The sequence below is a fragment of the Maritalea porphyrae genome (assembly GCF_027213965.1).
Taxonomy (GTDB): Bacteria; Pseudomonadota; Alphaproteobacteria; order Rhizobiales; family Devosiaceae; genus Maritalea; species Maritalea porphyrae_A.
The window spans coordinates 897,349-909,968 of record NZ_JAPWGX010000001.1 but is presented as its reverse complement, the minus strand read 5'-3'; the positions used below and the strand labels follow the sequence as shown (position 1 = coordinate 909,968).

Sequence of the window (12,620 nt, the reverse complement as noted above, 5' to 3'; positions counted from 1 at the left end):
AGAACAGGAAGAATCAGTGTCAGCATCGATCAGATCCCCTCGCGACATTCCACGGCAGTCCACTGTGCAAGTGCACCAAGGTGATTGTCACGTGTCCGGTGAGCCAGATACGGCTTTTTCGACGGTGTTAGGATCGTGTATTGCTGCCTGTGTTCGCGATAAAATCACTGGCGTTGGTGGTATGAACCACTTCTTGCTGGGGGTTCAATCAGACAGTTCAAAAGACAAATATGGTGAAAGCGCCCGATATGGTGCCTACGCAATGGAAGAATTGATCAACAAAGTCCTCACCCAAGGATCAGGTCAACGCTCGGAATTGGAAATTAAAGTATTTGGTGGCGGCAACATCAACCAGAAAATGGATGATGTAGGGGCCAAGAACGCCGCTTTCGTACGCGGTTTCTTGGCGGCTGAGGGGTATAAGGCAGAGGCAGAAGACCTTGGCGGCATGGTTGCGCGGCGCGTCGTATTCCAACCTGTTCCGGGACGAGTTTTTGTCAAACATCTCGATAGCTCTGTCAATGATGGTCTGATTAAGGACGAGATTTCCAAGGCAAACAAGCCAGTTGCAGTGCACGACGATATCGAATTGTTCTAAGTCGGAAATTTCTTATCATTTGGTTTACGCCGTCGGCTTGCAGCAACCATCTATTAACCATTGCAAACTAATCTCTTGCAACAGGTGGTGGCTCCATTTTGGAGTTGCGTTGCTTGGGTTTGTACCGCTCGTGCTGCCCGCACACCCTATTAAATTGCACCAGTTGCGTTTCATTTACCAAAAATAAGGGGAGTGAGACGACAATAGGGGATTATCAGTACAGGTTGACACCCGCGGATGTTGACCAGCGGCTGATATTAGGAGTTGCAGACACTATGGTTGAAGACCAACCCTATTGTCTATTTGTAGTCGAGCGTGTCACAGGGGCCAGCAGCAAGATGGATAATGGTGAAATTTCTTTGTCAGATCGCGAATTTGAAGCGGTAAGAAACAAAGTATACGATTTGGCGGGCATCTCAATGAGTGACGCCAAGCGTACGCTCGTGGTTTCGCGACTTTCAAAAATCATCCGTCGTCTCAACCTGGACACCTTCACCGCATACTTGGAGCATTTGGAACGTGGCGCGTCGGCAGACGATATCCAAGAGTTCATAAATGCCCTAACGACGAACCTCACTCGCTTTTTCCGCGAAGATCATCACTTTGATCATTTGAACGATTATATCGGCAAAATCGTCAATGACCCCGCCAATCCAAATAAGTCACGATTGCGTTTGTGGTCCGCTGGTTGCTCTACCGGGCAAGAGCCATATACGATTGCGCTGAGCCTTCTGGCCGCGCACCCGAAACTGAAAAGCTGGGATTTTAAAATCCTTGCAACCGATATTGACACAGACGTTGTTGAAAAGGCCAAAGCTGGGATCTACAAAGCTGGCGACCTTTCAGGCCTTTCTCCAGAGCGCGTGAGATTATTTGATCGCGACGGTGCTGGCAATGTGCGCATTCCCGATCATGCCAGATCTGTGGTGACCTTTAAGTCACTCAATCTGATGGAACCATGGCCCATGCGCGGCCCATTCGATGCGATCTTTTGCCGAAATGTTGCAATCTATTTCAATAAACCGACACAAGAAAAGATGTTCACCCGTATGGGCGAATTGCTCGCAGCAGGTGCATTTCTTTACATCGGACATTCGGAAAACCTTAATTCGGTCGCTGACAAATTTAAGCTTGTTGGCAAGACCGTTTATCAGAACAAACTTGGCGCAAGTGCACGGAGTGCCGCATGATTAAAGTTCTTGTTGTTGACGATTCTGCCCTCATTCGTGAAGTGTTATCGTCACTGCTTTCCGCTGGCGATGATATTCATGTGGTTGGTACCGCATGTGATCCAATCGATGCTCGTGGCAAAATCAAAACACTGAACCCAGATGTTGTAACGCTGGACATTGAAATGCCGAACATGAACGGTTTGGCCTTCTTGGAAAAAATCATGCGCTTGCGACCAACGCCAGTTGTCATGATTTCGACCCTTACACAAAAAGGCGCACAAGAAACGCTTTTGGCTCTGGAACTTGGCGCCGTCGACTTTGTTGCTAAACCTGGCCATGATTTGGCTGGCGGATTGGAGCAATTTGGACGCGAGGTGCGTGACAAGGTTATTGCCGCAGCACAATCAGATGTGCGCGGACGTGCTATGGCGCGTCAACCAAGTACAACGCGTGAAACCGCACCCACCAAACCAATCGCGACTGGCGCCAAAGTTTCGTCCAACGCGCTCATCGCAATTGGCGCTTCAACAGGTGGTGTGGAGGCTGTAAAGACAGTTCTGTCGGGCCTTCCAAAAGATTCGCCGCCGATTGTTATTGCGCAACATATGCCCGCCGGGTTTACCGCGCGTTTCGCTCAACGGCTCAATGAGACCTGCGAGCTTACAGTTGTTGAAGCAAAAGAACGTGAAGTGTTGAAGCCAGGGCACGCCTATATTGCTCCGGGCGATTCCCATCTGCGGGTGGAGAAATCATCTGGGCAGCTAAAGTGTCGGCTTGGCGATGATGGTGTTGTTTCTGGTCATCGTCCATCGGTTGATGTTTTGTTTGAATCTGTTGCCAAACAAGTTGGCGCGGACGCTGTTGCTGCAATTTTGACCGGTATGGGCAAAGACGGCGCAAATGGCATGAAGTTGTTGCACGATGCGGGTGCACGCACGTTCGGCCAAAGTAAATCATCAGCGCTAATTTATGGCATGCCGCGTGCTGCGATGGAATTGGGCGCAATTGATGAAGAACTATCAGTTGAAAAAATCGCTGCAAAGCTCATCAGCGCTTTGGAACGTCGTAAAGCTGCTGCGTAGATCATTGAAGGATTGGTAACTGTTAATGGATAAGATTGCGTCTAAAGTGAATCATATGAATCCTCAAACCAGAGGCATCAGCTAATGCCCAAAGCAAGTTCGATGTGCGTTTTGATTGTTGACGATCAACAATCCATGCGCGGTATTTGTAAGTTTATCTTGAATCAACTTGGGTTCAAGAACGTTGTCGAGGCCAAGTCAGGGCGCGATGCGCTAATGAAGCTCGAATCTGCCAATGTCGACCTGATCATTTCAGACTGGAATATGGACGACGTTGATGGACTGACACTTTTGAAAGTGATCAGAAAACATCCGCGTACGTCTTCCATGCCATTTATCATGGCCACGGGCCGTGGTGATAAAGAGCAAGTAAAAGAAGCGATCAGTTGTGGCGTGAACAATTATGTGATCAAGCCCTTCGATGCTGGCACGATGAAAAAGAAGATTGAAGCAGTAATTGGCGCTCTGAGCTAAGTTATAGTCCAATTAAGTACCAATTTTGAGCCCCTTTGCCTCGGCAAAGGGGCTTTTCTATTTAGAATTGATTCAGATGTTTCGTTGTAGACTTGGTAACCAAAAGAATAGTTCGAGCGCTCGGGGGTAATGCGTTTGAACGAATTGGCGTGAACGACGCTAAAAGTCACAAATGCAAGTTCGAGGGCGGAGATAAGCTCAATGTTTAAATTCTTAAAGCTACCGACGATCAAGATTTCGCAAAAGCTACCAATGATGTTGGTGGGAGCGGCTTTGTTTGTTGGGTTAGGTGTTGGTCTTGTCAGTTACAGCGTAAGCGAAGATACCGTGAACAAAATGGCAGAGCAACGTCTGTCTACCATCGCTTCTATTCGGGCGCAGTCTATGACTGAGTTGCTGGAAAACATGAAGGCTGACTTGCTGAAAACCGCTGGCGACACCGCTCTTGGCGGAACGCTTGGCGAATTGCGCAGCACCTGGGAACAGGCAGACAAAGAACCCACTGCGTTTTTGCAAGAAGGGTTTATAACGAACAACCCCCACGCCGAAAACGAGCGCCATTTGGCAAATACCGCCAAACAGTTCACCAATTATGATTTCGCACATTCTCGCATTCATCCAAGCCTAGCGACACAGGCTGTTAACGCCGGTTACAAAGACATTCTGCTGATCAGTGCCGATGGTGTCATCGCATACTCAGTATTCAAAAAGAACGATTTTGCTACCAGAATCGAAGCGAATAGCCCTCTGGATTCATTATACAAAAAGGCGTTGGAGCTGCCGGATGGCGAAGTCGCCTTTAGTGACTTTGCGCCCTATGCTGCATATAGCGACGAAGCGGCTAGCTTTATTGGCGCCAAGGTTGTTGATGCCAAAGGCAACATAGCAGGTGTGCTTGCGTTTGGTGTGCCAATTGACACGATCGCGAACTTTGTTGGGTTCAAAAAAGGGCTCGGCGAGACAGGTGAAACCTTGTTGGTCGGCGCAGACGGCATGTTGCGCGTCGATTCCAGCTTCACCGAAGAGCCAGATCAGTTCGTGACGAGTTTTGAGGCAGATGCGATTAAAACGGCAATTGAAGGTGAACCGGCTCAAGGGATCTCCAGTGTTTATCGCGATCAGAAAATGCACATTGAAGCTGTGCCTGTCCAATTTGCAGATGTGAAATGGGCAATGGTTGCAGTGGAAAGCTTTGCAGCGCTTCACAAACCAGTGGATGATATGCGCAACATGATGCTGATGGTTGGTGGCGGCACTATGCTGTTGGCTATGTTGGTTGGTCTGTTCTTCTCTCGCTCCATCACGGGCAATATCTCCAATCTAACCAACACCATGCGCGACTTGGCGGACGGTGATTTGGATGTTGAAGTGCGTGGCTCTGACCGTGGCGATGAGCTTGGTGAAATGGCACGTGCGGTAGAAATTTTCCGTGAAAATGGCATCAAAGTTCTTCAAATGACCGAAGAAGAAAAAGAAGCCACACAACGTCGGGGTGTCGAGCGCCGCAATATGATGGAAGAGCTGCAAAATGCCTTTGGCGCAGTTGTCGATGCAGCAGTGGACGGCGATTTCTCTCAACGTGTGCAAGCAGAATTTCCGGATGAAGAACTTAATCGCCTAGCAAGCGGCGTCAACAATTTGGTTGAAACTGTTGATCGTGGTGTTAGTGAAACTGGCCAAGTTTTGGCAGCTCTTGCAAACACGGATCTGACAAAGCGGATGGAAGGCAATTACAAAGGTGCCTTCAAAAAGCTACAAGACGATACAAACCGAGTTGGTGAGCAACTTACGGATGTGGTTGGCAAGTTGCGCACCACATCGCGTGGCCTAAAAACGGCAACAGGAGAAATCCTCTCAGGCGCAAACGATTTGTCTGAGCGCACAACGCGTCAGGCCGCGTCGATTGAAGAGACTTCAGCCTCGACCGAACAGCTTGCAGAAACAGTTCGCGACAATACAGAACGGGCGCAAAAAGCGCAGGTTTCAGCCAATGAAGCGCGCACGGTAGCCGAGCGTGGTGGCCAAGTGATGAGCGAAGCAAACGAAGCCATGCAACGTATCACAGCCTCTTCGGCTAAGATTTCAGACATCATTGGTATGATCGACGACATCGCATTCCAAACCAATTTGTTGGCACTTAACGCTTCTGTTGAAGCGGCACGCGCCGGCGAAGCGGGTAAAGGCTTTGCGGTTGTGGCGGTTGAAGTGCGACGGTTGGCACAATCTGCTGCAGAAGCATCTTCTGAAGTTAAAGTGTTGATCGAGCAATCAGGATCAGAAGTTGATAGTGGCACAAAATTGGTTGCCCAAGCTTCGCAAAACCTTGATGGCATTGTGGATTCGGTTCGCGGCGTTACCGCATTGATGGATGAGATCGCGCGTGAGAGCAAAGAACAATCGAGTTCAATCAATGACATTTCCATGTCGATTGCCGAAATGGACGAGATGACACAACGCAACGCGGCTCTGGTGGAAGAAACAAACGCCGCCATTGAACAGACTGAAATCCAGGCCAACGAACTCGATCGCATTGTTGATGTTTTTGTTACTGACAATGCAGCAAGACGTTCTGCACCGCCAGCGCAAAGCGCGCCGGTGGAGCAGCCCGCGCGCGGTATCAAAGCATTGCAAGACAAAGTGGCATCTGTGGCAAGGTCTTATATTTCAAATGGCAATGCCGCTGTGGATACTGATGCAGAGTGGAAAGAATTCTAGGCTCGCAATCTGTAACCTGTTTAGTAAAAAAGGCGGCCTTTAAGCCGCCTTTTTTGTTTATAGCCAAATGCTATTCCATCCATCCCTGTGTAACAGCCATTGAGATGTCTTGGTTCGGCACAAAATCTTTTGCTTCAAATTGAAAAAGGGTCGGCGCAATCTTTTTCAGATCGCCGTCCCAACATAAGGTGACGATGTTGCGTGGATCAGACTTGTCGATGGTCAGCCGAAAATGTGCGATAGGTCCAGCCCAATTGTTTCCGGTTTTTAAAATGTAGCCCACTTCACTAATCAGCGGCGTTTGAGTTTGCGCGGCAATTCTCTCAAGAGCTCCCCATTCGCCTTCGCTTGCGCAATATTCCTTCTGAAAGCTTTCTTTAAAACTCCAACCGTCATAGGTCACGTCACCCAAAAAGAACTGGCCACCAGCGATGGGCGTATATTTGTGATCCACCAAGACCTGTTTGCCCGGTTCAAACTGATGCTGCCAAACATAATAGATTTGTGTCGTCCACGCGCGCCGATCATATCCCTTTTCATCTTTGATCAATAAGCCTTCGGCGCGCATATCCTCAGTCAGAGTGATGATTTTTACGTCGTCGAAATTATTGTCAAATTCAAAACTCCAAAAATCGTCAAACGGGGCAAGCGGCAAGCCTTTTGTGCGGAAGAAATCCGTTACGTTGCGGCCATCGTTTGATTTGATCACAACGATTTCGCGCGGTTCTATCAGTTTGCCATCTACCTTTGTCTCAAAGTCGATGAATTTTGTTCGGTCGGAAAACTCGGGATAGGTGTCATAAACGTCCTCGGCCCTTATTGGCGGCAAGGGGAAGGCAACCGTTAGGTCTTGCGTGTCGTTTGTAATGTTCTCATAGACATAGTGCACCTTCACCAAGTCCTTGCTTATGTAAAGGTCTTCACTGTTCATGCGCACACTGTCAGTCTTTTCCAACACAATGCCGCCAGCGGAAATCTTGGCAGAGCTATCGTTTGCAACTGCAACAGGCGCTGCCGTGACGCAGAATAGAGCAGCCCAAAATGCGAAATATCGTCTCATTGCTTCCTCCATTGTTGCCGTACCGTGTCAGAAAAAGGGGAGGCGCGGAATGATGGAGGTCAAAAAGAGGGGCGTCCGGCCTATTGGCCGGACGCATTCTCAAGCCCACGAAAGGAAAGGGGGAGTGGGCCCGATCTCAGATGTCATTAAGGCAGGTGACATCGTGCTATTAACATGATTTTTATAATCATATTAAAATTGATTTGCAAGAGGCAATTGAAATTTGTGTGCAAATGCCCCATTTGTGCCCCCCGAACTGAAAGTTGGTGCGATGAAATCTTTGAAAAGAACCCTGTGGCTAGCTGTTGGATTGCTCAGTACGGTCCTGGGTTTTATCGGCGCCTTCTTGCCCCTTTTACCCACAACTCCATTTATGTTGCTGGCCGTGTTTTGCTTTGCACGCAGTTCTGAACGCCTGCATGATTGGTTGGTCAATCATCCCCAATTTGGTGGTCCCATTCGAGATTGGAACCAACGCGGCGTCATTGCGCCCCGGGTGAAATGGATCGCCGTTGGGTCAATGTTAGCCGTATTGGGCATTAGCTTTGCATTTGGTGTGCCAACACACGTCATCATCATCCAGGTGGTAACCCTTGGCGCGGTGGCGACATTCCTTTTGACCAGACCATCGCACTAATTCCATATTATGGAATGGCATTCCATTTTCTTGACAAGGCAAGATTTTTCGCTATTCTCCTGACCAAGCAAATAGGAGAATACCGATGGCCGAAACCTACACCCCGTTCTCAGATATAAGAGTTGCAAAGCCCCTTGTGGATTTGGTCGAAAACCAAATGCTAGATGGTTTGCCACTTACGTCAGAACAAGTTTGGGCCTCATTCTCAAAAATCTTAAACACCCTAGCACCGCGCAACAAAGCGCTATTGGCATTCCGCGAGGAACTGCAGAAAAAAATAGATGCGTGGCACAAAGAAAGTGCAGGCAAACCCATCGACCAGAACGAATATCAGGCTTTTCTGAAAGATATTGGCTATCTGGTGCCGGAGGGGGATGACTTTAAAATCAACACCCAAAATGTTGATTCAGAAATCGCTACGGTGGCTGGCCCCCAATTGGTGGTGCCGGTTATGAACGCGCGATTTGCGCTGAACGCGGCCAACGCACGCTGGGGCAGCCTTTACGACGCCTATTATGGCACAAATGCGATCGCTCAAGAAGGCGACCTCGCGCCGGGAAAATCTTACAATGCCAAACGCGGAGATGCGGTAATTGCCGCAGCCGCTGCCTTTTTGGACCAAGCCGCACCGCTTGCTGGGGCAAACCATGCCGACGTCGTGAAGTATGAAGTTGTAGACAATCAACTCGCCGCCAAAACAACATCCGATCAAACGGTGGGTCTAAAAGATCCGCACCAATTCATCGGCACACGTACCAACAATAATGCACTTGGCATTTTGCTGAAAAACAACGGCCTTCACCTTGAAATCATCATTGATCCCGCTGATCCAATCGGTAGCCAAAGCCGTGCTGGTGTAAAAGATGTGAACGTTGAATCCGCGCTGACCGCTATTCAAGATTGCGAAGATTCAGTCGCTGCTGTGGATGCAGAAGATAAAGCCGAGGTTTATGCAAACTGGCTTGGGCTGATGAAAGGCGATCTTACCGCCAAATTCAGCAAGGGCGGCAAAACCATGACCCGGGCGCTAAACCCCGACCTTATGTTTACCGCCACCGCTGGCGACAATATCACTTTGCCCGGTCGCAGCCTTTTGTTGGTGCGTAATGTTGGTCATCTGATGACAATTGATGCGGTTTTGGACAAAGATGGCAATGAAGTGCCTGAAGGTATGCTCGACGCTTTGATGACGGTTTTGTGTGCCATGCACGACCTCAAAAAGACACAGGGCCAACGCAATTCACGCAGCGGATCGATATATATCGTAAAGCCGAAAATGCACGGTCCTGAAGAAGTGCAATTGGCCAATGACCTATTCAATATGGTCGAAGACGAATTGGGGCTGGCCCGCAACACCGTCAAAATTGGCGTGATGGATGAAGAACGTCGCACAACGGTCAATCTGAAAGAATGTATTCGTGCCGTCAAAGACCGGATCGTTTTCATCAACACGGGGTTTTTAGACCGCACAGGCGATGAAATTCACACCTCCATGCAAGCCGGACCCGTTTTGCCAAAAGCAACCATCAAAGCGCAGCCATGGCTAAGCGCCTATGAAAATTGGAACGTGGATAATGGTCTAGAAACTGGTTTTTCCGGCAAAGCCCAAATCGGTAAAGGCATGTGGGCCATGCCAGATGAAATGGCAAAAATGATTGAGACCAAGATCGAACACCTTGAGGCCGGAGCAAATTGCGCATGGGTACCTTCACCTACGGCGGCGACCTTGCACGCCATGCATTATCATCAGTTCAATGTCTTTGATCGCCAAACCGAATTATCGGCACGTCCCAAGGCGGATTTGACCGACATTTTGACACCGCCGCTCTTGGCCGGCAAAAACCTGTCAACCGACGAGGTAACGGCAGAAGTCGAAAACAATGCCCAGGGCATTCTTGGCTACGTAGTGCGCTGGATCGATAGCGGAGTGGGTTGTTCAAAAGTGCCCGATATCCATGATGTTGGCCTTATGGAAGATCGCGCCACCTTGCGGATATCTTCACAACATATTGCCAATTGGCTTGAACATGGCTTGGTTTCTAAAGACCAAGTAATGGCTGCGATGAAAAAGATGGCCGCCATTGTCGACCAGCAAAACGCGGGCGATCCAGGCTATCGACCCATGGCAGATGACTTTGACGGCTCGATTGCCTTCGCTGCCGCTTGTGATTTGGTGTTTGAAGGTGTTAATCAGCCCAGCGGTTACACGGAGCCGATTTTGCATCAGCGTCGTAAACAAGCAAAAGCCGCCGCCTAAACAATGGCTGAGCCCACAAAAACCGACCAAGCCAAAGGCAGTGTGCAGTCTCTAAACCGCGCGCTGGGCTTGTTGCAGATTTTGGCTGAACATCCAGATGGCCTGTCGCTGGCGGAGATTGCACCGCTGGCGCAGCTTGCACCTTCAACCGCGCACCGTTTGCTATCGAGCCTCCAAGCGCTTGATTTCGTCAACTTTGAACAAGATAATAGCCGCTGGTTTGTAGGATTGGCGGCCTTCCGGGCAGGGGCTGGCTATTTGCGCCGCCGCGACCATATTGCGACCGCCCGCCAAATCATGCGCCAATTGGTTGAACAAACCGGTGAAACGTCAAACCTTGCTGTCCTAAAAAACAGCACGCTGACGTTTGTGGCACAAATTGAATGCAATGAAGCCATGCGTATGGCGGTGCCGTTGGGCGCGCGTGGGCCATTGCACGCCAGCGCAGTCGGCAAAGCCATTCTCGCCTATACCAACACCCAAGAACGCGAACTCGCCCTTAAGGCATTGACGTTTGAACCCCTCACGCAGAAAACCCATGCCACCAAAGCAGCGCTGGTCGCCGATTTAGAAATGGTTCGCTCCCGCGGTTATGCCATTGATGATGAAGAGCAATCCGTGGGCTTACGCTGCATCGGCGCGCCCATATTCGATGAATTTGGGGAACCCATTTTTGCGGTATCGATTTCTGGCCCAGCAGTGCGCGTCACCGGTGCTAGGGTTGAAGAGCTGGCAGCCTTTGTTGTTCAAGCGGCTAGTGTGATAACGGATCAAATCGGCGGTATTCAACCCAAAAGCTGACGGGGAGTGCCAAATAGGTTTCACGAAAAATTGTTGAACTGCACGCTTAAAAATGAGCACTGTTGCCAAAACGCTGTATGAAATGCGCCGATTTTGAGTTATGGGATGAACAACTTGATTAATCGACTTGGGAGCACCTGTTTCCGGTCCAAAAGATTTTGTGTGCTATGATTAAACCATTCAATCGCCGACAATTCTTAATGCTGGGTGCCAGCGCTGCCGCTGCCCCATTGCTTGCCGCATGTGGCACAGCTGGGACCGCGCAACTGCGCGCGGCCAGTTTCCGTGAACAAGCAAGAGCCGATTTGATGCGCTATGCCGCTATCGAAGACGGAGAGTTTACAATCCCCGCAATTCCGGGAAACCGCATTGACCGCCAGTTTTGGCGTCAGGTTGTAGACGACCCATTTGGCGAGCTGCCTGGCACATTGGTGGTGGATACACCAAATCGATTTTTGTACCTCACATTGCAGGACAAGCAGGCATTGCGTGTTGGCATTGGTGTGGGCAAACAAGGTTTCACATGGTCAGGCCGTGCCACCATTCAGATGAAGCGTCGTTGGCCAACCTGGACACCGCCACGCGAGATGATTGAGCGTGTACCCGAACTTGAAAAATGGGCAAAGGGTCAACCACCAGGGCTGGAAAATCCACTAGGCGCTCGTGCATTGTATATCTACCAAGGCGGCCGCGACACACTTTACCGTGTCCACGGCTCACCAGAATGGTGGACAATTGGCACCGCTGCCTCTTCAGGTTGTATCCGGTTGACCAACCACGATATCGTTGACTTGTTTGAACGGGTGCCAAATGGCTCTCCGATCTTGGTCATTCCAGATAACCGCTTTTCACTAGATACGCTCGCCTAGGCAAGCGCCTATTCGTCGGTGCGGTGATGTTTTAAAAATGTTGCCGCACTTTGTACGATATCGGGGTCGATATCGAACACCAGCTTATCGTTGCGACCCTTATATTCGATTGTTGAGAGCACCTTTTGAATAATCGCAATGCGCGCGCGCCGTTTGTCATTTGCGCGTATGATTGTCCATGGGGCGTGATTGCTGTCGGTTCGATCAAGCATACGGTCCCGCGCTTCGCTATATTCTCCCCACATTCCCAAAGCTTTGCGATCTATCGGGCTTAGTTTCCATTGCTTAAGCGGGTCATGCCGCCGCGCGTGGAAACGTTTCCATTGCATTTTTTGGCCAATGTTCAGCCAAAACTTGAAGAAATAAATGCCCTCATCAACAATCATGCGCTCAAACTGCGGTGTTTCGGTTAGAAACTTTTCGGTTTGTTCTGGCGTGCAAAAGCCCATAACCGGCTCAACAACAGCGCGATTGTACCATGATCTATCAAATAGGACTTGTTCGCCGCTGGTGGGCAAATGTTTGGCGTATCTTTGAAAATACCACTGGCCCTGTTCTCTTTCGGTGGGCTTAGACAAGGCGATGGTGCGGTTTTGCCGCGGGTTGAGATAGTTCAAATATCGACGGATTGAGCCGCCTTTTCCGGCCGCATCGCGCCCCTCAAACAGTGCCGCCACACGACCACCATGCGCGCTCAAGTGGCTTTGAAGCTTCACCAGCTCGATCTGCAACGCTAAGAGCGTTTCTTCATATTCTTTGGTCTTGAGCTTTTTCTTGTAAGGATAATTGCCGCTTTCAAACGCGCCAGCTTCAATTTCTGCTGAGAGTTGGGGATTATCCAGATCAAATGGGATAGAACTGTCGGCCATAAATTTAGCGCTTTCATTTCGGATTGCTAGATCAAGAAAGTGAATAGTGCTATAGCTTTGAAAACAAAGTCAAACACCTGTCGCAT

11 protein-coding genes are annotated in these 12,620 nt (G+C 49.6%); 9 read left to right on the top strand and 2 right to left on the bottom strand.

Annotated elements, in window-relative coordinates:
• Positions 1–16: 16 nt before the first annotated feature.
• The 5 genes from O4H47_RS04660 to O4H47_RS04640 all read left to right on the top strand — a co-directional run bounded on the left by O4H47_RS04660 (position 17) and on the right by O4H47_RS04640 (position 6,041).
• Positions 17–598, top strand: a complete 582-nt coding sequence (locus O4H47_RS04660; RefSeq protein WP_269392772.1) for a chemotaxis protein CheD — start codon at positions 17–19, stop codon at positions 596–598.
• Positions 599–873: 275 nt separating this feature from the next.
• Entirely contained in the window at positions 874–1,788 is a 915-nt protein-coding gene (locus O4H47_RS04655; RefSeq protein WP_269392771.1) for a CheR family methyltransferase, read from the top strand.
• Positions 1,785–2,852 (top strand): protein-glutamate methylesterase/protein-glutamine glutaminase, encoded by a 1,068-nt coding sequence (locus O4H47_RS04650; RefSeq protein WP_269392770.1) that lies wholly within the window; start codon positions 1,785–1,787, stop codon positions 2,850–2,852. Before O4H47_RS04655 ends, O4H47_RS04650 begins: the two co-directional genes overlap by 4 nt.
• Positions 2,853–2,936: 84 nt before the next feature.
• On the top strand, positions 2,937–3,326 hold the full coding sequence (locus O4H47_RS04645; protein WP_269392769.1) for a response regulator: 390 nt from the start codon (positions 2,937–2,939) through the stop codon (positions 3,324–3,326).
• Between the two features lie 201 nt (positions 3,327–3,527).
• Positions 3,528–6,041: a methyl-accepting chemotaxis protein gene (locus O4H47_RS04640; protein WP_269392768.1), complete on the top strand. Its 2,514-nt coding sequence runs from the start codon at positions 3,528–3,530 to the stop codon at positions 6,039–6,041.
• 70 nt (positions 6,042–6,111) lie between these two features.
• On the opposite strand, the gene O4H47_RS04635 is transcribed toward O4H47_RS04640, so the two are convergent.
• Positions 6,112–7,101 carry a DUF4424 family protein gene (locus O4H47_RS04635; protein WP_269392767.1) on the bottom strand — a complete coding sequence of 330 codons (990 nt, stop codon included), beginning with the start codon at positions 7,099–7,101 and terminating at the stop codon, positions 6,112–6,114.
• 271 nt (positions 7,102–7,372) lie between these two features.
• Between O4H47_RS04635 and O4H47_RS04630 the strand changes: the two genes are divergently transcribed.
• The 4 genes from O4H47_RS04630 (at position 7,373) to O4H47_RS04615 (ending at position 11,665) form a co-directional block, all read left to right on the top strand.
• A complete protein-coding gene (locus tag O4H47_RS04630) occupies positions 7,373–7,738 on the top strand; it encodes a YbaN family protein (protein WP_269392766.1) in 366 nt (121 codons plus the stop codon).
• Positions 7,739–7,823: 85 nt separating this feature from the next.
• The gene (locus O4H47_RS04625; RefSeq protein ID WP_269392765.1) at positions 7,824–9,995 is read left to right on the top strand and encodes a malate synthase G; all 2,172 of its coding nucleotides are present in this window, start codon (positions 7,824–7,826) and stop codon (positions 9,993–9,995) included.
• Positions 9,996–9,998: 3 nt separating this feature from the next.
• The gene (locus O4H47_RS04620; protein ID WP_269392764.1) at positions 9,999–10,796 is read left to right on the top strand and encodes an IclR family transcriptional regulator; all 798 of its coding nucleotides are present in this window, start codon (positions 9,999–10,001) and stop codon (positions 10,794–10,796) included.
• A gap of 167 nt (positions 10,797–10,963) precedes the next feature.
• Positions 10,964–11,665, top strand: a complete 702-nt coding sequence (locus O4H47_RS04615; RefSeq protein ID WP_269392763.1) for a L,D-transpeptidase — start codon at positions 10,964–10,966, stop codon at positions 11,663–11,665.
• Between the two features lie 8 nt (positions 11,666–11,673).
• Here the strand turns inward: O4H47_RS04615 and ppk2 are convergent, their stop codons facing one another.
• A complete protein-coding gene (gene ppk2 / locus O4H47_RS04610) occupies positions 11,674–12,534 on the bottom strand; it encodes a polyphosphate kinase 2 (protein ID WP_269392762.1) in 861 nt (286 codons plus the stop codon).
• Positions 12,535–12,620: the final 86 nt, after the last annotated feature.